Origin of the sequence: Marivita sp. S6314 (genome assembly GCF_023015985.1) — a bacterium.
GTDB lineage: Bacteria > Pseudomonadota > Alphaproteobacteria > Rhodobacterales > Rhodobacteraceae > Marivita.
The window spans coordinates 97099-119562 of the sequence record NZ_JALKAO010000001.1; the positions used below are offsets into that span (position 1 = coordinate 97099).

General features: G+C 59.6%; 17 protein-coding genes. 10 read left to right on the forward strand and 7 right to left on the reverse strand.

Annotated elements, in window-relative coordinates; genetic code table 11:
- Nucleotides 1-75 precede the first annotated feature (75 nt).
- On the forward strand, nucleotides 76-1515 hold the full coding sequence (locus MWU54_RS00470; protein ID WP_247080083.1) for a hypothetical protein: 1440 nt from the start codon (nucleotides 76-78) through the stop codon (nucleotides 1513-1515).
- A gap of 62 nt (nucleotides 1516-1577) precedes the next feature.
- Here the strand turns inward: MWU54_RS00470 and MWU54_RS00475 are convergent, their stop codons facing one another.
- A complete protein-coding gene (locus MWU54_RS00475; protein WP_247080084.1) occupies nucleotides 1578-3626 on the reverse strand; it encodes an ASKHA domain-containing protein in 2049 nt (682 codons plus the stop codon).
- Between the two features lie 161 nt (nucleotides 3627-3787).
- On the opposite strand from MWU54_RS00475, the gene MWU54_RS00480 reads away from it, so the two are divergent.
- Nucleotides 3788-4255, forward strand: coding sequence for a DM13 domain-containing protein (locus tag MWU54_RS00480; protein WP_247080085.1), 468 nt, complete (start codon nucleotides 3788-3790; stop codon nucleotides 4253-4255).
- 469 nt (nucleotides 4256-4724) lie between these two features.
- On the opposite strand, the gene MWU54_RS00485 is transcribed toward MWU54_RS00480, so the two are convergent.
- Complete coding sequence (locus MWU54_RS00485) at nucleotides 4725-5888, reverse strand: CoA transferase (RefSeq protein WP_247080086.1); 1164 nt, start codon at nucleotides 5886-5888, stop codon at nucleotides 4725-4727.
- A 103-nt stretch (nucleotides 5889-5991) separates the two neighbouring features.
- Nucleotides 5992-6948: an agmatinase gene (locus tag MWU54_RS00490; RefSeq protein ID WP_247080087.1), complete on the reverse strand. Its 957-nt coding sequence runs from the start codon at nucleotides 6946-6948 to the stop codon at nucleotides 5992-5994.
- Between the two features lie 160 nt (nucleotides 6949-7108).
- Here MWU54_RS00490 and guaB point away from each other — a divergent pair, with 160 nt between their 5' ends.
- The 3 genes from guaB to MWU54_RS00505 all read left to right on the forward strand — a co-directional run bounded on the left by guaB (nucleotide 7109) and on the right by MWU54_RS00505 (nucleotide 12145).
- Entirely contained in the window at nucleotides 7109-8557 is a 1449-nt protein-coding gene (gene guaB, locus MWU54_RS00495) for an IMP dehydrogenase (protein WP_247080088.1), read from the forward strand.
- An 18-nt stretch (nucleotides 8558-8575) separates the two neighbouring features.
- Nucleotides 8576-9727: an RsmB/NOP family class I SAM-dependent RNA methyltransferase gene (locus MWU54_RS00500; RefSeq protein ID WP_247080089.1), complete on the forward strand. Its 1152-nt coding sequence runs from the start codon at nucleotides 8576-8578 to the stop codon at nucleotides 9725-9727.
- Nucleotides 9728-9820: 93 nt separating this feature from the next.
- Nucleotides 9821-12145 carry an ATP-binding protein gene (locus MWU54_RS00505; protein WP_247080090.1) on the forward strand — a complete coding sequence of 775 codons (2325 nt, stop codon included), beginning with the start codon at nucleotides 9821-9823 and terminating at the stop codon, nucleotides 12143-12145.
- 9 nt (nucleotides 12146-12154) lie between these two features.
- On the opposite strand, the gene MWU54_RS00510 is transcribed toward MWU54_RS00505, so the two are convergent.
- On the reverse strand, nucleotides 12155-12754 hold the full coding sequence (locus MWU54_RS00510) for a gamma-glutamyl kinase (RefSeq protein ID WP_247080091.1): 600 nt from the start codon (nucleotides 12752-12754) through the stop codon (nucleotides 12155-12157).
- Between the two features lie 181 nt (nucleotides 12755-12935).
- Between MWU54_RS00510 and recA the strand changes: the two genes are divergently transcribed.
- From recA to MWU54_RS00530, 4 genes are all read left to right on the forward strand, one after another.
- Nucleotides 12936-14012: a recombinase RecA gene (gene recA / locus MWU54_RS00515; RefSeq protein ID WP_281495920.1), complete on the forward strand. Its 1077-nt coding sequence runs from the start codon at nucleotides 12936-12938 to the stop codon at nucleotides 14010-14012.
- A gap of 180 nt (nucleotides 14013-14192) precedes the next feature.
- Complete coding sequence (gene alaS, locus MWU54_RS00520) at nucleotides 14193-16868, forward strand: alanine--tRNA ligase (protein WP_247080092.1); 2676 nt, start codon at nucleotides 14193-14195, stop codon at nucleotides 16866-16868.
- A gap of 2 nt (nucleotides 16869-16870) precedes the next feature.
- The gene (locus tag MWU54_RS00525; RefSeq protein ID WP_247080093.1) at nucleotides 16871-17158 is read left to right on the forward strand and encodes a DUF1330 domain-containing protein; all 288 of its coding nucleotides are present in this window, start codon (nucleotides 16871-16873) and stop codon (nucleotides 17156-17158) included.
- A gap of 83 nt (nucleotides 17159-17241) precedes the next feature.
- Complete coding sequence (locus MWU54_RS00530; RefSeq protein WP_247080094.1) at nucleotides 17242-17628, forward strand: MOSC domain-containing protein; 387 nt, start codon at nucleotides 17242-17244, stop codon at nucleotides 17626-17628.
- A gap of 20 nt (nucleotides 17629-17648) precedes the next feature.
- Here the strand turns inward: MWU54_RS00530 and typA are convergent, their stop codons facing one another.
- Entirely contained in the window at nucleotides 17649-19466 is a 1818-nt protein-coding gene (gene typA / locus MWU54_RS00535) for a translational GTPase TypA (RefSeq protein WP_247080095.1), read from the reverse strand.
- Nucleotides 19467-19792: 326 nt separating this feature from the next.
- On the opposite strand from typA, the gene MWU54_RS00540 reads away from it, so the two are divergent.
- Nucleotides 19793-20374 (forward strand): outer membrane beta-barrel protein, encoded by a 582-nt coding sequence (locus tag MWU54_RS00540; RefSeq protein WP_247080096.1) that lies wholly within the window; start codon nucleotides 19793-19795, stop codon nucleotides 20372-20374.
- Nucleotides 20375-20430: 56 nt separating this feature from the next.
- Here MWU54_RS00540 and MWU54_RS00545 read toward each other — a convergent pair whose 3' ends face one another.
- A complete protein-coding gene (locus tag MWU54_RS00545) occupies nucleotides 20431-20760 on the reverse strand; it encodes an SMR family transporter (protein ID WP_247080097.1) in 330 nt (109 codons plus the stop codon).
- A gap of 104 nt (nucleotides 20761-20864) precedes the next feature.
- Entirely contained in the window at nucleotides 20865-22400 is a 1536-nt protein-coding gene (locus tag MWU54_RS00550) for a trimethylamine methyltransferase family protein (RefSeq protein WP_247080098.1), read from the reverse strand.
- Between the last annotated feature and the right edge of the window lie 64 nt (nucleotides 22401-22464).

Here is a 22464-nt window from a genome sequence, read left to right on the forward strand (position 1 = left end):
AGTGCTTTGCGCGATACAATTCGCTGACCATTGCTAACACCACCTTAATCCTTGAAACAGTCTTGAGACTTATCTGTGAGAATAACCGTAGGCTTTCCAATAAAAAACCACGTTGAGGTCATGGAGGGTTGGCCGATTACGCGTGACAATCTAACGTTCCTAATCGAGCGAGAAAAAAATAAGGCTATTAAGATCTTACTATCGGTCGACGGGGTGGATGTGAAGCACGCACCGTTAGTTGCAATGGGAGCCGACGAAGGTGTCTCAGCAAGCATCACGATTAGAAGTGACGAATATGTTCAGTTGGCCATAAATGAAATCTTGAAGTGGCAAACGGTCATAAGTGGTATTCAGATCTTTGATATTAATTTCGATGAATATGAAGTCAGCTATCACCCCGAAACCTCCGACGAAGAAGAGAAAATTCTTCTTAAATCATATAAAGGTTCATATGAAAGCCTGAATAACGAATGTGATTTCGAACAGATTGGACGAGCCTTTTGTGTAAAAGATGTTGATGTAGAGCGAATTGAGTATACGTCACACTATCGCGATGGCCGGTTGGCATTCGAAGTGGGAAGATACATCGACGCTTATAATCACTTCTTCTTATTTCTAGAGACTCGCTACTGTGACGGTAAGACGCAAACAAATTTACAGACAAAGTTACTGTTGGAAGCGGGGCATTTCATATCGGCTTTGAAAGAGTCCATCAAGGAGTATTCTTCTCATGGAGCGGCAAAATCTAAGCATTTGGAGCCATTGTTTTCTCCCGAAGCTACAGATGAGAAGAAGGTGAAATGCATAATCAATTTACGTGGTCGTCTCCGCCATCATTCTCTAAAAAACCCAAATCGATGGGATCCCAACAAGCATGACGAGTACAAGCAACCAGCTCAATTGCTACAAGCAATCGTTTCGAAGGTCGTAATCAATAGCTCCATATCTGATATCTATTCAAAAGATAGCCTAAAAATGTTCCAGGATATCTCAACGAGCACTGGATTTGAGACGAAATTAATTGTTCATACAAAACGATTGAACAAGGAGCCCGCTCTTACCATAAATATGAGTTACCCAACAGTAATACTATCCTCAAAGCTATGTCGAACGGTGCTTATAAACGCAATTGAAGCTTGCGCGCAGAACCTACAACACTTTGACACAGTGCGTTTGGATGCTATCGATGACCGTCATGGATTAGACGTTCTTATTTCTGAGCTTGGGGTTTGGGCATATACAAAGGAAAGGGCATTCGAATTTTCCGATTCCACAGAACAAGCATCTTGTATCTTTGAAAGATATAGAGGAGGAATAGTGATTAAGGAAGAATTCTCGGTACCAATAAATGCTTCGACTCTAAAAATACATCATGCATGGAGTTTATTGAAGTATTGTTTTGAAAGAATAGATCACGCTAACCCAACTACGCGAATATTGAGCCTAAAAATTGTCGCCAGTATAAGCGGGCGACCCATACTGAATTATCGAGTAGGCGCTCAAATAAGAAACTAAAGATGTATTGGCTAAAAGCTCGCAACATGATCCCAAGCGCGACCGAGAATATGCATTCAATTTCACCCCCGCCGCCTCCTCCGCACACGCCCCCCATCACTGCCATCCCCCTGCGCATTGAACCCCACAACCGGCAGTGTCACCACTTTCCCCAACTCCGGGAAGGGGTCGGTGGCGTGGGGGATGGCGTTGGCGGCGACGAAGTGCTCCTGGAATTTCGGCTCGATGGCGGTTTCGACCTTGGTGATCTCGCGGACGGTGCGGGTGATATGGGATCGGGCGGTGAGGTTGCAGAGGGCGATGCGCGCACCTGTGCCGGCGGCGTTTCCGGCGCTGGTAACCTTATCTAAAGGAACGTCTGGAATCATTCCCAGAACCATCGCGTGTTTGGCTGAGATGTGGGCCCCGAACGCCCCGGCCAGCACAACGCGGTCCACGGTGTCGACGTTCATTTCGTCCATCAAAAGGCGTGCGCCCGCGTAAAGAGCGGATTTGGCAAGCTGAATGGCGCGGATGTCGCCTTGGGTGACGGTGATGCGCGGGCCTCCGTCCGCTGTGGCGTCGTGGATCAGGTAGGCATGGGTGCGGCCTTCCGGGATGCTGCGCGCCGTCCCGGTCTGCGCGGCGGACCCGATCAGGCCCGAGGGGTCCATCAGCCCCGCCATGCGCAGCTCGGCCACGGCCTCGATGATGCCCGACCCACAGATGCCGGTGATGCCGGTGCCTGCGGTCTGGGTCCAGAACTCCGGGTCGTCGGACCAGAGGTCACAGCCGATGACCTTGAAGCGCGGGTCTTTGGTGACGGGATCAATGCGGATCGCCTCGATCGCACCGGGGGCGGCGCGTTGCCCGGAACTGATCTGCGCGCCCTCGAACGCGGGGCCGGTGGGCGACGAACAGGCCAGCACGCGCGTAGTGTTGCCCAGCAGGATTTCCGCGTTGGTGCCGACATCGACGATGAGCACAAGGTCCTCGGACTTGCCCGGCTCTTCGGACAGCGCGACAGCGGCGGCATCCGCCCCCACATGGCCCGCGATACAGGGCAGGATGTGGATCTGCGCCGACGCGGGCAGGGCGTTGAGGTGCAGGTCAGCCGCCGTGAGGTTCATCGCCTCGGAGGTGGCGAGCGCAAACGGGGCCTGACCCAGTTCGACCGGGTCGATGCCCAGAAGCAGGTGGTGCATGACCGGGTTGCAGACGAAGACCGTCTCAAGGATCAGGTCGGGCGTGATCTGCGCCTCTGCCGCGATTTCCGTGGCCAGCGTGTTGATCGCCTCACGCACCGCGCGGGTCATTTCCATATCGCCGCCGGGGTTCATCATTGCGTAGGACACGCGGGACATCAGGTCTTCACCAAAGCGGATCTGCGGGTTCATGATGCCGGAACTGGCGACAACTTCGCCGGTATCGAGGTTCGTCAGATGCGCCGCGACGGTGGTGGAGCCGAGGTCAATCGCCAGCCCATAAAGCCCGCCTTCATGCAGGCCGGGCCACGCCGCGATGATCGTGGGCGTGGCGGCGTGGTGGGTCTTGTGCAGGGCAACGGTGATTTTCCATTGGCCTTTGCGTAGGATCGGTTGCAGCCCGGTCAGGACCGGGAACGCACAAGTGACGGTGTCGATGTCCCACTGCGCCTTGAGCGCGCGCGCGACGCGCTCGAGATCGCCGGTCGGTTCGTGCATGTCGGGTTCGTCGACTTCGATGTAGTAAAGCCGCGTGGCCGGGTCCATTTCGATCACCCGCGCAGAGGCGGCCTTGCGTACAACCTGCCGGTGCACCTGGGATTCGGGCGGGACGTCGATGACGATGTCGCCCATGACCTGCGCCTGACAGCCCAGACGCCGCCCCGGTTTCAGCCCGCGCTTTTCATCATACCGCGCCTCGACCTTGTTCCAGTCGGACAATGCGCCGTCGGCGGCTGTTAACCCGTGTTTAGGAAATTCACCGTAAGACGGGGTGATCTGGCATTTCGAACAAATCCCGCGCCCGCCGCAGACGGAATCCAGATCCACACCCAACTGCCGGGCGGCGGTCAGGACCGGTGTGCCCACGGGAAAGTGCCCGCGTTTGCCGGAGGGGGTGAAAACGACGAGAGGATCTTGGTTGGACATGGAACACCCTGTGTGTGTGATTGCTGTGGATCATAGGCGCGCACGGGTTTGGAAAAAGGAGAATTGCGTCACAATCTTGGTGTTGAGCGGCATTCATCGCATCGTTGACCGGACCACCAGAACAATGCGACGGTGCAAGGGTTAAACAATAGGCGGGCGGCATGCGAATTATCCTGGCACTCCTGACACATGGCGTGGCATTGGCCGTTGGTTTTGCGCTTGGGATCTACTTTTTGCCAATCCTGACCGCGCCCCCGGCACCCGATGCCGCGGTGCTTCAGGCGGAAGCGGCGAAGGCGCAGTTTTCAGCAACGTTGACACGAGATTTGCGGGGCAGTGACCGTCTGCATTGGGGCGAAGGCACGATCAGTGTGTCATCGGATATGATCGTGCATGAAGGTGCGCTGGCACCGGGGCCGGATTACAAGCTTTATCTGCTGAAGCAATTTGTTGAACATGAAGATGAATTCGAGCCGATCAAGTCGGACGCGGTGCAGATCGGCGATGTGAAAAGCTTTGGCGGGTTCCTGCTGGACATACCGGACGGCGTGGACGTGACCGCGTATAACACTGTTCTGATCTGGTGTGAGGCGTTTGGGGAATTCATCACGGCGGCGCAGTACCAGTAACGCCGATCGCCCCGCGCCGTCTTTGGACGGGCAGGGGATCTGCGTGTGATCCTTGGAGAAAGCGGCGCCGCTTGAGGTGCTGACGGTTCTCTCGTGTATCCGCAATTCAATGCGGGACCTGTACTTTGGGGATACCAAAGCCTGTTCAGACCGGTCTCTCATGGTCGGCCTTCCGGCGTCAGAGAGAGTGCGTGTTTTGCAATGTCATGAACCACCAATACCCTGCCGCGCTCCGCGACCTGGGGACAGTGTTGGTTCACGAAATTTTGTCATCACAAAACCCGCGTGTCAGGATCGTGTCGCGGCATGGGAGTGACCCTTCCCGCTCGATGCGCATCGTGGGGGAGGGTATGCCCAAGTAGTTGTAAACAAGAGGATAATGGTGCGGACGGTGCCAAGAGCTTTGCAAAGCACTTGGCCCGGTGAACAACCGGGATGCCGCCTTTTGGAAAAAGGCGGCTAAGCCTTTTTACAAAGGCTTTCCCGCCGTACCCGCCAGCCAGCGCAGGATTTCCCCACGGTTGCCATCCAGTTCGGGGGCCGCTGTGCGCACGGCGGGATCGCCGAGACCGGACATCTTGATCGGGTTGCCCGCAGCCTTGAACGCCGGGCGTCCATTGCGATCCAACACATCGACCACCATGTTCCGGGCCAGGATCTGGGGATCCCGCAAGACCTGATCGACGCTTTGGATCGGCCCGCTTGGAATCCCGGCTGCCCCGAGTTTGGCAATCCAGTGGGCGCGGGTCTTGTCGATGGTCACGGCCTCGATCAGACGTTTGAGAAGGCGGGCATTGTCCACCCGCGCGGGGTTGGTCGCGAACCGCGGATCGTCCGACAAGGGCAGGTTCAGCGCGACGCAGAGCTTTTCGAACAAAACATCATTGCCCGCCGCGATCACGAACAACCCGTCGCTGGCGTGGAAGGTTTCAAACGGGGCGATACTGGGATGGCGCGCGCCCGTCGGGACTGGGGGAGTTCCGGTGACCGTTGTGATGGCGATGGCGTGTTCGAGGATCGCCAGTTGCGCATCGAGCATGGCAATATCAACCTTGCGCCCGATCCCGGTTTTCGTGCGGTCCACCAATGCGGCCAAGACCCCCTGCGCGAGGTACATGCCCGCGATGATATCCCCGATGGAGGCCCCGACGCGTACCGGGTCGCGCCCCTTTTCGCCGGTGATCGACATCACGCCGCCGCGCGCCTGCACCACCATGTCATAGGCGGGGCGTTTGGCGTCCGGTCCGGTGTGGCCGAACCCGGACACCGCGCCGTAGATCAGTTTCGGAAACTGCGCGTGAAGGTCGTCATACCCATAGCCAAGCCGCTCCATCACGCCCGGACGGAAGTTTTCCAGAATGATGTCGGCATGCGGCAAGAGCCGTTCGAAGATGTCGCGATCAGCGTCGGATTTGAGGTCCAGCGCGATGGATTTCTTGGAATGGTTGATGGCTGCGAAATAGGCAGATTTGCCGCCAACGAACGGCGGAAAGGCACGGGTGTCATCCCCGCTTTCGGGGCGTTCGATCTTGATCACCTCGGCACCCAGATCGGCCAGCGACATCGAGCAGAACGGCCCCGCCAGCACATGGGTGAGGTCAAGGATTCTGATGCCCGCAAGTGGATCGGTCATGGGTCTGCCTGTGTCTGCGTTTTTTTCCTTCAATGAACGCCGGTGGCGCTGCGCTTGCAAGCTGGATTTTGCGCGCGCAGCAGGGTCGGCGGATTTTCGGCGCTCAGGCGCGGGTGCTCCGTGCGTCGAAGATGAAGCCGAGCAGGTTCATCAGGACCTGGGCGGCCAGGATGGAGGTCGAGCCGGTCGGGTCGTAATCCGGGGCCACTTCCACGAGGTCGATGCCGACGATGTCATGTGAGCGGGCGACGTGCTGCAGCAATTCCAGCACATCGTAATACAGGAACCCGCCATGGCTGGGCGTGCCGGTGCCCGGTGCGATCGAGGGGCAGAACGCGTCAATGTCGATGGTGATATAGATCGGTGCCTTGGGCGGCAGCCGCTTGGCAACGCCATCGGGGCCAAGCGCCCGCGCCTGGCGCACCGACAGGATATCCGACCCCCGGGCGCGGGCGTCTTCGTAGCCTTCGCGCGCGGTCGAGCTGACATTGCGGATGCCGACCTGGGTCATCCCGGACACCCATGGTTTTTCCGAGGCCCGGCGCATCGGGTTGCCATGTCCATTGCGCACCCCGTGCCGTTCATCGACGAAATCGAGATGGGCGTCGATCTGCAGGATATGGATCGGGTCATGGCCTTCGAACGCGTCAATGCAGGGGATGTTGATCGAATGATCGCCCCCGATTACCACGGGCAGGGCCCCGGCGGCGCGGATGGCGCGTACACCTTTGGCGATATTGGCGTGGCTTTGCACGGTGTCGGTATGCACGATATCGGCGTCGCCCAGATCCACGATCCGCGTGTTGGCCAGATACGTGACATCGTCTTCGTGGTCATAGGCCCCGGCATGCCCAAAGCTGAACAGCGTGGAGGCCTCGCGCACCCCGCGCGGACCGAACCGCGCGCCTGCGCGCCATTGGGTCCCCGCGTCAAAGGGGGCACCCAGAATCGCGACATCGGCGTCAATGTGGCTCCAATCGTCCTGATAGGGGCTGCGAGCAAAGGTGCAGATTCCGGTAAAGGGCAGATTCAGGCGTCCGGCCTCGTATCCATGGGTCATGGTGATCCTCGTGACTTGTTTTTCCCGACAGTGGTCCAGCCGATCTGCAAGGTAAAGGCCGAACCGAACGGGCACGTCCTGGCCGATTTGGGCTTTCCCCCAAACGGAACCCGTGCAATAGGGACGTGCCTAACGATGCTGTCCGTGGAAAGGGATTCCGATGGAGATTCGAGAGGCTCTCACCTTTGATGATGTATTGCTGGTGCCTGGCGCGTCCGAAGTGCTGCCGGCCACAGCGGATACCCGCACGCGGGTGACCAAAACCATCGCGTTGAACATTCCCTTGTTGAGTTCGGCCATGGACACGGTGACCGAAGGCCGGATGGCCATCACCATGGCCCAGGCGGGCGGCATGGGGGTCATTCACAAGAACCTGTCCGTCGAGGATCAGGCCCGCGAAGTGCGGCGGGTAAAGCGGTTCGAATCCGGCATCGTCTACAGCCCCGTGACGCTGCGGGTGGATCAGACGCTGGCCGACGCCAAGGCCTTGATTGAGCGTTATAATTTTACCGGGTTCCCGGTGGTCGATGACAAGGGCCGCGTGATGGGCATTGTCACCAACCGCGATATGCGGTTTGCCACGTCGGATGACACGCCTGTCAGCCTGATGATGACCTCTGACAACCTGGCGATCCTGCGCGAACCTGCGGACCGGGAAGAGGCGATCAGCCTGATGCGCGCGCGCCGGATTGAAAAGCTGCTTGTGGTCGATGCCGACAACAAGCTGACGGGTCTTCTGACCTTGAAGGACACCCAACAGGCGGTTTTGAATCCGACCGCGTGCAAGGATGATCTGGGCCGCCTGCGTGTCGCGGCCGCCACATCGGTGGGCGAAGCCGGGTTCGAACGCACGCAGGCGTTGGTGGATGCCGGGGTGGATATCGTGGTGATCGACACCGCGCATGGCCACAGCGCCGGGGTGATCGAGGCGGTGACGCGGGCCAAAACGCTGTCGAATGAAGTTCAGGTGATCGCGGGCAACGTGGCCACAGCCGAGGCCACACGTGCCCTGATTGACGCAGGAGCGGATGCAGTCAAGGTGGGTATCGGGCCGGGTTCAATCTGTACAACGCGGATGGTGGCCGGTGTGGGTGTGCCGCAACTGACCGCCATCATGGATTGTGCGCAAGCTGCGGGCGAGACGCCCGTGATCGCCGATGGCGGCATCAAGTTCTCGGGCGATTTTGCCAAGGCCATCGCGGCAGGGGCCTCTTGCGCGATGGTGGGCAGTATGATTGCCGGCACCGATGAAAGCCCCGGCGAGGTGATCCTGTACCAGGGCCGCAGTTTCAAAGCCTATCGCGGTATGGGGTCCATCGGGGCGATGGCGCGCGGATCGGCGGATCGGTATTTCCAGAAGGACGCGGCCAATGACAAGCTGGTACCCGAAGGGATCGAAGGCCAGGTGCCGTATAAAGGGTCCGCGGGCGCGGTGATCCATCAGTTGGTCGGCGGTCTGCGCGCCGCCATGGGCTATACCGGCTGTGCCACGGTCGAGCAGATGCGCAGCCAGTGCAAATTCGTGAAAATCACCGGGGCGGGGTTAAAGGAAAGCCATGTGCATGACGTGCAGATCACCCGGGAATCGCCGAATTACCGCCTTGCCTGATCTTCTGGACCTGCACACATGACGCCCGCCGCCCGATGGGCCGCAGCCGCGCAGATCATGGATCAGATCACGGCGGGTGACCCGGCCGAGAAAGCGCTGACCACCTGGGCGCGTAAATCGCGCTTTGCCGGATCCAAGGACCGCGCGGCGATCCGCGATCATGTCTTTGATATCCTGCGTTGCTGGCGCAGTACTGCGGCGCTTGGCGGCGGCGACACGGGGCGTCAGCTTGTTCTGGGTCGGTTGCGGCAGATCGGGGTCGATCCCGAGCTTGTCTTTACCGGTGATGGCTACGCGATGCCGCCCTTGACCGCCGAGGAACGTGCCGCTGGGTGTGCGCCGAAGGGGGCCGAGGCAGGTGATCTTCCCGATTGGCTTTATGACATGTTTGTCAGCTCTTTGGGCGATAAAGCTAAAGCGCATGCTGAAGCGCTGCGGCATCGGGCATCGGTGTTCCTGCGGGTCAATATGTTGAAGTCGGATGTGGCCACGGCGCAGGCGGCATTGGCGGATGCATCAATCCCCACACGCCCTCACCCGCTGTCAAACACCGCGCTGGAAGTTCTGGAGAACCCGCGTCGGGTGTCACAAAGCACCGCCTATCTGACCGGGCAGGTGGAACTGCAGGATGTGGCCAGCCAGGCGGTTGTTGACGCATTACCGTTAACCAAAGGCATGCGCATTCTGGACTATTGTGCAGGTGGCGGTGGCAAAACCCTTGCGATGGCGGCACGATTGCACGGTCCGGTCGACGCGCATGACCATGATCCGAGCCGCATGACGGATATTCCGACCCGTGCGGCGCGTGCGGGCGCGGATGTTGTTCTGACAGCTCAGCCGAAAGGGGTATACGATCTGGTGCTGGCGGATGTGCCATGTTCCGGCAGCGGTTCGTGGCGGCGCGCGCCCGAGGCCAAGTGGCGGTTGACGCCCGAGATGCTGACATCGGTGATCGCCACTCAGGCGAGTATTCTCGACACCGTCCAGACCCTTGTCGGCCCCAAGGGTGTGCTGGCCTATGCGACCTGTTCGGTCCTGCCGAGCGAAAATGAAGATCAAATTGATGCCTTTCTTGAGCGGGCACCGGGTTGGACATGCACGTTGCAACAGCGTTTCGATCTTGATCAGGGGGGCGACGGGTTCTTTTTGGCGCTCTTGACGCGTTCCTGAAGACGAAATACAACTTAAAGATGTGTTCGACTTAAGTGTCGCTTAATCATCTTGAGGTCAGATGGCGGGAATGGTCTTCCGAGGACTGTCATAATGACGTATTTCGACCGATCCGCTCCGGTAACCCGACAACTGGGGTCCGCAACTGGCCTGTGCGCGATCTTTGCCAGCCTGTGCTTTGTGCTTGGCGTGGTTGCGCCACATGCGACGGTGCAAGCCGGATTCTTTGCGGCCGGTTTCGCTTTCTCACTTGCGTTCCTGGGGATCTGGCTGGTCTCCAAGTGGCGTGAGCGACAACAAAAACAAGCGTTTGCGAAGCTGGCTTTGCTTGTTGAACACGATGTTGCCGCCTGTCTTCTGACCGATCTGGACGGGCGCGTCCTGCGCCGCAACCGGGCGGCCGGAAAGACGTTGAAAGCGTCCAAGGGGCAGTTGCTGCGCACGCTTATCGGCGCGCATGTTGCCGATGCCTCAGGCCTGATTCACCGCGTGCAATGCGCCGCTGTGGACGAGGGAATCGCCTCGGAAACCGTGGTTTTGCCCGACAAACATATGCGAATCTGTGCACATCAGGTCGGACGTGACGCGCTGCTATGGCGGCTTGAACTTTTTGAAGATCGCAACCCGAGCGCCAAACAATCGGTCGACTATCCCACATTGACCATTGGACGCAGCGGAACTGTTCTGTGGATGAACGAAGCCGCGCGCGCGCTGGCTGGCGGACGGGTGCGGACGCTAAGCGACATCGTGGCGGATACGCCGGTCATCTCCGGGCGCACGCATATGGTTGGGTCGGCCGGAAACGCATCTGACTATATAGTCAATCGGCATGATGCCGGATTGGGACGCGAAGAAGTGGTGTTTGTCCCGGTGGAACACCCTACGGATCCCGGCTCAAGGGATGCGGGGTTCGAAGACCTTCCCGTGCCACTGTTGAAGTTGCGACCCGATGGCGTAATCGACCGCGCGAACAAGTCTGCGCGTGCCTTGCTGAACATTGCGGATGTGGGATCGCAGACCCTCTCGGATGTGATGGAGGGATTGGGACGGTCAATCCCGGATTGGCTGGCTGACGCGGCAACGGGGAAGGGCCTTCGGCGATCAGAATTCCTGCGGCTCACACGGGCAGATCGCGAGGTGTTCGTGCAAGTCACCCTGACGCGCATCGTGGAAGGCGGAGAAAGCCTTTTGATTGCCGTGTTGAATGACGCCACCGAACTCAAAAGCCTTGAGGCGCAGTTCGTGCAGGGGCAAAAGATGCAGGCCATAGGGCAACTTGCAGGCGGCGTCGCGCATGATTTCAACAATTTGCTAACGGCGATATCCGGCCATTGTGACCTGTTATTGCTGCGCCATGATCAGGGGGATCCGGATTACGCCGATTTGATTCAAATCCACCAGAATGCCAATCGCGCGGCGGCCTTGGTGGGGCAATTGCTGGCGTTTTCCCGAAAGCAGACTTTGCGCCCCGAACAGCTTGATCTCAGGGATACGTTGTCGGATTTGACCCATCTTCTGAACCGACTGGTTGGTGAGAAGGTCGCTTTGCAGCTGCGGCAGAACCCGGTTTTGCCAGCAATCCGCGCGGATAAGCGTCAGCTTGAGCAGGTGATCATGAACCTCGTGGTCAATGCACGCGACGCGATGGCGGACGGTGGCACGATCCTGATCGAAACCGATGAACAGGTGCTGGAGGATGACCTGCAAAACGGCCGCGCCAAGGTTCCGGCCGGGGCCTACGTCGTGGTGCGGGTTAAGGACGAAGGCAGCGGCATACCGCAAGACAAGCTGGAGAAAGTGTTCGAGCCGTTCTACACGACAAAGCGGACCGGAGAGGGAACCGGGCTGGGACTGTCAACGGTGTATGGCATCGTCAAACAAACCGGCGGGTTCATCTTTGTGGACAGTGTTCCGGGCAAAGGCAGCACCTTTACCTTGATGTTCCCGGTCTGCGATGACCCAGACGCGGACGTGCCTGAAGTTCAGGAGCGTGCGGAAGACGTGCCGATGAGCTTTGATGGCGGTGTGGTTTTGCTTGTGGAAGACGAAGCGCCGGTGCGCGCGTTTGCCTCGCGTGCGCTGGAACATCGCGGGTTCAAAGTGATCGAGGCCGATTGCGCCGAAACTGCGTTGGATCTTCTGAAGGACCAAACCCTCAAGGTCGATGTGTTTGTCACCGACGTGGTGATGCCCGGGCTGGATGGCCCAAGCTGGGTCCGCAAAGCGCGCGCCGACCGACCGGATGTTCCGGTGGTCTTCATGTCCGGCTATGCGGAAGACGTGTTCAAATCCCAGGGGTCGCGCATTGAAGCCTCGGCCTTTATCGCGAAACCATTTTCACTGACAGAACTGACATCGGTGGTGAACCAACAGATGTTGTCACCGACTGAAACATATGCCTCCGGCGCACCCCAGTAACTGCACAAGTCATCTGTCCGGCAAGGATGCCCAAAGGGCGAAGTCGTCTTGCCTGACCGCCCGCAGTTTCACCATCGTGTTCGCCGACGCGGTCAAATCCGCTTGCGGCGACACGTTCACGCGCGGGATATCGGGCAGAGAGCCAAGCCGTGAGGTCAGAAACGCCCTTAAACCGGACTGGTTTTCGTACCGGAAAAGATGCTGCACGGATGTGCCATTGGGGCGGGCTTCGACGAATTTCGCCTGGCTTCCAACATTTGCATAGGCTGGCGGTGTGTCTTCGCAACACCCCTGCAAGAACGCATCAAAGCTGACATGTTTTGTGGAGGCGGGTCGACTATCCAAAGCCGGTCGCTGGCGATACCGATACCAGCTGCCGAACCAGTCCATCGGTTCTCGGATCACCGCCACAAGTTCAAGATCATCACCACCCATCTTATCAAACATCGGACGAAAGAACCGGTTATAGCGATACAGCGGCGCGTGTTTGAGCTCGGGCGGATCCGAGATCACCATGGACGCCCTTTCGCCTAAGGCCTGCGCATAGGCATGGGTTCCGGTCTTGGGCACCGACAGCAGCACCAAACGTTCCTTCCAAAATACCAGCATCGCGGTCTGCCTCCCTCAATCCGTGCCGCCATAAACCACTCCTTAACCAGAACGCGCAACAGTGGGCGTGAAATTAAAGATTGAAATGTTCTACTTTTGATCTCATAACCAATGAGAACAAGAGGCGAACAAAAGCAGCAATTGCCGCCCGGCAGCGGGTGTGGAATAAGGATCAAAAGCAATGGCAACGGCAGATCTTCTGACAATGGACAGCAAGCGCGACGCGAACAAGCAAAAGGCTCTCGATTCGGCCTTGGCCCAGATCGAACGGCAGTTCGGAAAGGGTTCGATCATGAAATTGGGCGGTGACAACGCCCTGCGGGATATCGAGGCAACATCGACCGGGTCGCTGGGCCTGGACATTGCGCTTGGCATTGGCGGGCTTCCCAAGGGCCGGATCATTGAGATCTACGGGCCGGAAAGCTCGGGCAAGACAACGCTGACGCTGCATTGCGTGGCCGAAGAACAGAAAAACGGCGGCGTCTGCGCCTTTGTGGACGCGGAACACGCGCTTGACCCGCAATATGCCAAGAAACTGGGCGTTGATCTGGAAGAGTTGCTGATCTCGCAGCCAGACACCGGGGAACAGGCGCTGGAAATCACCGATACATTGGTGCGGTCCGGCGCGGTCAACCTTGTCGTTGTGGATTCGGTTGCGGCCTTGACCCCGAAATCGGAACTTGAAGGCGACATGGGCGACAGCAGCGTTGGCGTACAAGCCCGCCTGATGAGCCAGGCGATGCGCAAACTGACGGGATCGATTGCACGGTCGAACTGCATGGTGATCTTTATCAACCAGATTCGCATGAAGATCGGTGTGATGTTTGGCAGCCCGGAAACCACCACCGGCGGCAATGCGCTCAAATTCTACAGCTCGGTGCGTTTGGACATCCGCCGTATTGGCGCGATCAAAGATCGCGACGAGGTGGTCGGCAACGCCACACGTGTCAAAGTGGTCAAGAATAAGGTGGCCCCGCCTTTCAAACAGGTCGAGTTTGACATCATGTATGGCAAAGGCATCTCGAAAATGGGCGAATTGATTGACCTGGGCGTCAAGGCGGGCGTCGTGGAAAAATCGGGCGCGTGGTATTCCTATGGCGATGAACGCATTGGCCAGGGCCGCGAGAATGCCAAGACGTTCCTGCGCGAAAACACCAGAACCGCGCTTGAGATCGAAGACAAGATCCGCGCGGCCCATGGTCTGGAGTTCGACATGGATCGGAATTCGCCCGAGGATGATGACATCGTCGAATCCTGATCCGGCACGCTGAACCGCGCGCCTTTGCGGCGGTGGGTTTGGCACAGAAATGACAGCAATCGGGCAGGGCGGCACATCGGGCCGCCCTGTTTGCATATTGGACCGGTCTCTGCGGTGGACAGCCCTGCGACCAAGGGCTATTTCACGGCGAACCGCAATGCCCGCTAAGTCAGGTCCAATATGCCCACGCTGAATGATATCCGTTCCACTTTCCTGAACTACTTTGAAAAGCAGGGGCACGAAGTTGTCGCATCAAGCCCGCTTGTGCCGCGCAATGACCCGACCTTGATGTTTGCCAATTCGGGTATGGTTCAGTTCAAGAACCTGTTCACAGGCGTCGAACGGCGGGAGTATACGCGCGCAACCACGTCGCAGAAATGTGTCCGTGCCGGGGGAAAACACAACGATCTGGACAATGTGGGCTACACCGCCCGCCATCACACGTTTTTTGAAATGCTGGGCAATTTCAGCTTTGGGGATTATTTCAAGGACGAGGCCATCGCCTTTGCCTGGGAGCTGATCACGCGGCATTTCGAGATCCCGGCGGACCGGCTTTATGTCACGATTTACCACACCGATGATGAGGCGTTCGAGATCTGGAAAAAGGTCGGCGTGCCCGAGGATCGGATCATCCGCATCGCGACATCGGACAATTTCTGGCAAATGGGGCCAACCGGCCCGTGCGGACCCTGTACCGAGATTTTCTACGATCACGGCGATCATATCTGGGGTGGCCCTCCGGGAAGCCCCGAGGAAGACGGTGACCGGTTTATCGAGATCTGGAACATCGTTTTCATGCAGAACGAACAGTTCGAAGATGGCTCGATGAAGGCGCTCGACATGCAGTCGATCGACACCGGCATGGGGCTGGAGCGGATCGGCGCGTTGCTGCAGGGCAGCCACGACAATTACGACACCGACACCATGCGGGCGCTGATCGAAGCCTCTGCGGATATCAGTTCCTCTGATCCGGACGGACCGGGCAAGACGCATCATCGTGTAATTGCCGATCATCTGAGATCGACGTCGTTCCTGATCGCCGATGGGGTGATGCCGTCGAATGACGGGCGGGGGTACGTGCTGCGCCGGATCATGCGGCGCGCGATGCGACATGCTCATCTGTTGGGGGCCAAAGACCCAATGATGCACCGGCTGGTGCCTGCGCTGGTGCGCCAGATGGGGGCCGCCTATCCCGAGTTGGGACAGGCGCAGCCGATGATCGAAGAGACTCTTCGGCTTGAGGAGACGCGCTTCAAACAAACGCTGGATCGCGGGTTGAAGCTGCTGGATGACGAACTGGCGGGTTTGGCGGCGGATGCGCCGTTGCCAGGGGCTGCGGCGTTCAAGCTGTATGACACCTTTGGGTTCCCGCTTGACCTGACGCAGGACGCGTTGCGCGAAAAGGGCCGCACCGTGGATACCGACGGGTTTGATGCCGCGATGGCGGAACAGAAGGCCAAGGCGCGCGCCGCTTGGTCCGGTTCTGGCGAGGCCGCGGATGCCGCTGTCTGGTTCGATCTGGCAGAAGCGCATGGCGCGACGGATTTCCTGGGCTATGACACCGAAAGCGCCGAGGGTCAGATGCTGGCGCTTGTTCAGGACGGTGCAGCCGTTGATGCGCTGAAAGACGGGCAATCGGGATGGGTCGTTCTGAACCAGACGCCGTTTTATGGCGAATCCGGTGGCCAGGTTGGCGATACCGGCTGGTTGCGGCGGCTGGAGAACGAAGATGACATCGCCGAAGTCACGGACACCCAGCGCATGGCGGGCGGCAAGGTGATTGCGCATCACGTGACGGTCAAATCGGGGACCTATTCCAAGAACGAAGCGGTCCAGCTTGAGGTGGATCACCGTCGGCGATCTGCCATTCGGGCGAACCATTCGGCCACACACCTGTTGCACGAAGCATTGCGGCGCGCGTTGGGGGATCACGTCGCGCAGCGCGGGTCGCTGAATGCGCCGGATCGGCTGCGGTTTGATTTCAGCCATGGCAAAGCCCTGACGCTGGATGAATTGCGCGCGGTGGAAGCCGAAGTGAACGCCTATATCCGTCAGAACGCGCCGGTCGAGACGCGGATCATGACGCCGGATGATGCGCGCGCGCTTGGGGCGCAGGCGCTGTTTGGCGAAAAATACGGCGATGAAGTGCGCGTCGTGTCGATGGGAACGCAGTCCGGGTCTGGCAAAGGCACCAATGGCAACACCTATTCGCTGGAATTGTGCGGCGGCACGCATGTGTCCCGGACCGGCGACATCGGCATGATGGTCACCCTGGGCGACAGCGCGTCGAGCGCCGGTGTGCGCCGGATCGAGGCGCTGACCGGGGCCGAAGCGTTTGCTTACCTGTCGCAACAGGATCACCGGCTGGCCGAAACCGCGCTGGAACTGAAAGCGCAGGCCGCAGACGTTCCGGCACGGGTGCGGGCGCTGCTGGACGAGCGCAAGGCGTTGAGCAACGAGGTCGCGCAGTTACGCCGCGAACTTGCCATGGCCGGCGGGGCCGGTCAGGGTGGCGGGTTCGAAGCGCGTGAGATCAATGGCATCAAGTTCATGTCGCAGGTCCTGAGCGGGGTGTCAGGAAAAGACCTTCCGCCTTTGATTGACGAGCATAAACAACGGCTTGGGTCTGGCGCTGTGTTGCTTATTGCTGATACCGGCGGCAAAGCCGCCGTGGCTGCAGGGGTCACTTCTGATCTGACAGGCACCGTTTCAGCGGTTGATCTTGTCAAAGCCGCCGTGCCAGAATTGGGCGGCAAGGGGGGCGGTGGCCGTCCGGATATGGCCCAGGGTGGCGGCGCGTCGTCAGAGAACGCCGAAGCCGCCATCAAGGCCGCCGAAGCCGTTTTGGGAGGATAATCATGCCTGCGCTGTGGATTGCTCATGTGACTGTGACGGACCCCGAGGCCTATGCGAAATACGCGGAATTGGCCGGGCCTGCGATTGCCAAACATGGCGGTGTGTTCATTGCCCGGGGCGGACGCTATGTGCAGCTTGAAGGGCAGGAACGCCCCCGCAACGTGGTGGCAAAGTTTCCATCGGTCGAAGACGCCGAGGCCTGTTACAACAGCCCCGACTACCAGCAAGCGCTGAACCACGCGCGGGATGCTTCCGAAAGAGAACTGTTGATCGTCGAAACCTCTGAGTGATTGAACTCAAAGACCTTTTGGCGCGCCATTGGCAAGATGGGTGCGTCGCGTGGCTTGGCGTGCGGTCTGCGCGCCATGCGGACATGTTGCCCGTAACAGAAGCGGGATTGGCGGTCGATGGCCTGAAGGGCGATCACGCACGTCCCGGAAAACGCGCGGTAACACTCATTCAAGCAGAGCATCTTCCGGTTATCGCGGCATTGATCGGACGAGAGACCGTTCCTCCAGAGGTCTTTCGCAGAAACATAGTCGTGTCTGGTTTGAACCTTAACGCATTGCGCGGATCCGTGCTGAGCGTTGGGTCATCGCTTGTGCGCATGACAACCGTTTGCGCACCGTGTTCGCGCATGGAAACGGCATTGGGCCACGGTGGATACAACGCGATGCGGGGGCATGGTGGGTGGTGTGCCGAAGTGATCGCGCCCGGTCATGTCGCCCTTGGCGATGCTGTGATCGTCAAAGGCTCATAACGCGGTTTGTGGCGAACGCATTAACTGGACTTGGACATCCGCTTGCGTTCATGCGGATCAAGGTAGCGCTTGCGCAGACGAATAGCGTTCGGCGTGACCTCCACCAGTTCGTCATCGTTGATATAGGCGATGGCTTCTTCCAGCGACAGGATCACCGGCGTTGTCAACCGCACCGCTTCGTCCGTGCCGGAGGCCCGCACGTTGGTCAGCTTCTTGCCCTTGAGCGGGTTCACCTCAAGGTCGTTTTCACGGCTGTGTTCGCCGATGATCATGCCTTGGTAGACGGGCGTTTGCGCACCGATCATCATCTTGCCGCGATCTTCAAGGTTCCACAGCGCGTAGGCGACAGCTTCGCCGTTTTCCATCGAGATCAGCACACCGGCCCGACGGCCCGGAATCGACCCCTTGTGAGGGGTCCAGCCGTGGAAGACGCGGTTCAGAACGCCTGTGCCGCGCGTGTCGGTCAGGAATTCACCATGATAGCCAATAAGGCCACGCGACGGGACATGCGCAATGATGCGGGTTTTGCCCGCACCGGCGGGGCGCATTTCGGCCAGTTCGCCTTTGCGTGCGCCGGTCAGTTTTTCGATCACGGCACCCGAGTATTCGTCGTCCACGTCGATGGTGGCTTCTTCGACGGGTTCCATCATCTGGCCGTCGATTTCTTTCATGATCACCTGCGGGCGCGAAATGGACAATTCGAACCCTTCGCGGCGCATGTTTTCGATCAAGACACCCATCTGAAGTTCGCCGCGGCCCGACACCTCGAACGCTTCGCCACCGGGTGTGTCGGCGATCTTGATGGCGACGTTGGTTTCGGCCTCTTTCATGAGGCGGTCCCGGATGACGCGGGACTGCACCTTCTTGCCGTCACGGCCTGCCAGCGGGCTGTCGTTGATGCCGAAGGTCACCGTGATGGTGGGCGGATCAATCGGTTGCGCCTCAAGCGGCTCATCCACCGCCAGCGCGCAGATCGTATCGGCCACGGTGGCTTTCGACATGCCCGCGATGCTGACGATGTCGCCCGCGAGCGCTTCTTCGATGTCCTGCTGTGCCAGACCACGGAACGCCTGGATCTTGGTGACGCGGAACTGTTCGATCTTCTGGCCCACGCGGCTGAGCGCCTGCACGGTGGCCCCCACCTTGAGACGGCCTGCTTCGACGCGGCCGGTCAGGATGCGGCCGACAAACGGGTCGGCGCCCAATGTCGTTGCAAGCATTTTGAAATCTTCGTTCTGATGCGCGATCTGCTTGGGGGCAGGAACGTGGTTCACGATCAGGTTGAACAGCGCATCAAGGTCCTTGCGCGGGCCGTCAAGCTCTGCATCGGCCCAGCCGGATCGGCCAGAGGCGTAGAGATGCGGGAAGTCGAGCTGATCTTCGTTGGCGTCCAAGGTGGCAAACAGGTCAAAACACTCGTCCAGCGCGCGGTCGGGTTCGGCGTCGGGCTTGTCGACCTTGTTCAGAACCACGATGGGGCGCAGGCCAAGTGCCAGCGCCTTGGAGGTGACGAACTTTGTCTGCGGCATCGGGCCTTCGGCAGCATCGACAAGCAGCACGACGCCGTCCACCATCGACAGGATGCGTTCGACCTCACCGCCGAAATCGGCGTGGCCGGGAGTGTCGACGATGTTGATGCGGGTGTTTTTCCATTCCACGCTTGTGGGCTTGGCAAAGATCGTGATCCCGCGTTCGCGTTCAAGGTCGTTGCTGTCCATGGCGCGTTCGGCCACAGCCTGATTGGCGCGGAATGCACCGGATTGCTTGAGCAGTTCGTCCACCAGCGTTGTCTTGCCGTGGTCAACGTGTGCGATGATCGCAATATTGCGAAGGTCCATTGGGGTATCTCGTACAGGAAGAAGTTGCGCGGGGGTTACAAGCCCCGTTCCCAGAACACCAGCAAAAAAGCCGTGCCATGTGGGTGTGCCGCAGTCCGGCCACAACCCCACATGCCGGGCCTCACCAGAGTGTGACCGGACACCGGCGGGTTTGCACTGATCGCGAAGGCGCGATTGGGCGGGGTTTGGCCGGATTTGCGATGCTTTGGCAAAGGGTCTCACAAATCAATCCGCCGCGCGCCATGTCTGCGCTGTGCACCGCGTCAGATGACGGGCAGGGCAGTCCTGTTTTGTCTGCGCGGACCAACTGAGAGAAAGGACATCTCATGAAACGCATCTTGCTTGGCACGGCGGGCCTCTGGCTTGCCTCGACCGCAGCTTTTGCCGGCAGCGCAGGCGCGCCGGCGGTGGAACCGGTGATCGCAGATCCGATCGCGGTGACGCCGGCCCCGATGGGGGGCGACTGGACGGGCGCTTACGGGGGTTTGAGCCTTGGGAACCTGTCGGCCGATGCCGATGATCTGGACGATAGTGAAATGGTCTACGGCCTGCATGGCGGGTACGATTACGATTTCGGGCAATTCGTCGTGGGCGGCGAACTGGATTACCAGACCGGGAGTGACATTTCGCTGGGAGACATCGACGTTGACGACGTGCTGCGCGTCAAGCTGCGCGGCGGTTATGATCTGGGCCGGGCGCTGGTCTATGGCACGGTGGGTGCAGCCCAGCTGGGCACCAGCATCGGCGATGATACCGGCCTCGTCGGCGGTTTGGGGATGGAATACAAGGTGACCGAGCAGTTTACCGTTGGTGGTGAATTCCTGGCCCACCGGTTCGATGATTTCGACGATACCGGTCTTGATGTGGACGCCAACACCCTGTCGCTGCGCGGAAACTTCCGGTTCTAAGCGATTGGCATGGCATGCTCTGTGCGCCCTGTTAGTGGCGCACAGATATTATCGGTTCAATGCGTCGCGGTGTTCGACAGGAGGTTGATGACCAGGATCCCGCCGATGATCATCGCCAGCCCCGCAATGGCGGCGAGATCAAGCTTTTGACCGAACACCACGAAGCCGATGATCGAGATGAAGATGATCCCGAACCCGGACCACATCGCATAGGCCACCCCGACCGGGAACGTCTTTAATGCGATGGCCAGAAGGTAGAACGCCACACCGTAGGAAATGACGACGATAATCGAGGGTGCGGGTTTGGTGAATTGCTGACTGGCTTGCAGGGCCGTTGTGCCGATGGTTTCGGCCAGAACGGCAAGCATCAGAATAAGATAGGGCATGGGGCGGTCCTTATGATCTGGGCAGACCATGCCCCAAGGGCGCATGGGGGGCCAGCCCCCCAAACCCCCGAGGTATTTTCAAAACAGAGACAGGCAGACCGGTGTCAGGTCAGGTGAATATTGAAGCGGGCCCGGAGGTTTCTGTCGGTCTCGGCGTCAAACCGGGCACGGGACGGGTGGGCGAGGATTGCCTCTTTGCGGGCAGTTGCGCCTTCGACCAGCACCGGCTGTCCCTGTTCGACCCATTCCTTGGGTGATGCGCGATTGCCCAGGGACGGGTAGACATAATCCCGTTGCATGCGGTTGAGCGTGTCATCGCTGCCCAGATAGTGACCGGGACCCCCAAGGCAGGTGGCGCGCATGACGTCCAGGCTCAGGTCATCTTCGCGCACCTCGATCCCGCGCACGCAGCGCATCGCCTGTCCAATCAGGTCATCGCCGAGGATCAGGCTTTCGTGACAAAACCCAAGCAGGGAGGCATGCATGCCTGCCGCTTCGTACACCATGTTCAACCCGGACAGACCCGCCATGACATTGGAACACATCTGTTCCCATCCCGCTTGCATATCGGGCAACTTGGTATCGGCAATGCCAGCGGCGGCACCGCCGCACAGCCCGTAATACTGGTGCATCTGTGCGCATCCGGCGGTCAAAAGCGCTTGTTCGCCCGACCCGCCGGACATCGCGCCGGTGCGCAAATCCGAGACGAAGGGCCAGGTGCCAAAGATCGCGGGGTGACCCGGCGCGATTGCGTTGACATAGACAAGTCCGGCCAGACATTCCGCCGTCGCCTGCACAATGGCCCCGGCGATGGAGGCGGGCGCGGTCGCCCCGGCCTGACCTGCGCTGAGCAGCAGAACGGGCATGCCGCCGCGAATGCAGGCTTCCATCACTTCGCAGGATTCGGTGGCGAATTTCATCGGCGGCACAACAAAACAGTTGCTGTTGGACACAAACGGCCGCGCGCGCCACGCGTCTTCGCCGCCTGCCATCATGTGCAACATCTCAAGCGCATGGGGGACAAAGCCGGGTTCGGTAAAAGACGTGCCCACATGTTTGGTGGTGCCCGAACAGCAAGCATAGATTGTATTGAGGTCCATTTCCAGATTGTCGGTGACATCGCGGGCCACCATGGGGCGTTGCAGGAAATGGATATTGTCCAGCTGATCGGCGATGCGGGCGGCATCGTGCAGATCCTGCAGAGTGCTGTCGCGATAGGACCCGGTCCTTACATCGACCAGATGTACAGCCGCCCCGGCGGTGCCATAGTGAACACGGGTGCCGGACAGATCGAGATCATGCGCCGCATCACGTCCGCACAGCGTAACCGACCGGTTCGCCAGCGCCAGCATGTCTTCGACCAGGGCGCGTGGAAAACGGATGCGCCCGTCATCGCCCAGCGTGGCGCCTGCCTTGGTCAGGATGTCGATCCCCGAAGCGGGCGCATCGCTCAGCCCGATCTCTTCCAGCGCGGTCAGGGCGGCGGCATGGATGCGGTCAAGGTCCGGGTCTGCAAGCGGCCGGTAGCGACCGCCGGACATGCCCGGGCGGATCGGGCGCAGGCTGTCGGCGAGAGGGTTTGCACGCGCTTCGCGGCGGGCAGCCCGGCCTCCGGCGCGGCGGGGGGACAGTTCGGTCATGGTCAGGTCTTTCAAACAAGGGGCGGTTCAGGGTGACTGCGGCGTCACTCTGAGGGTCGTCCTC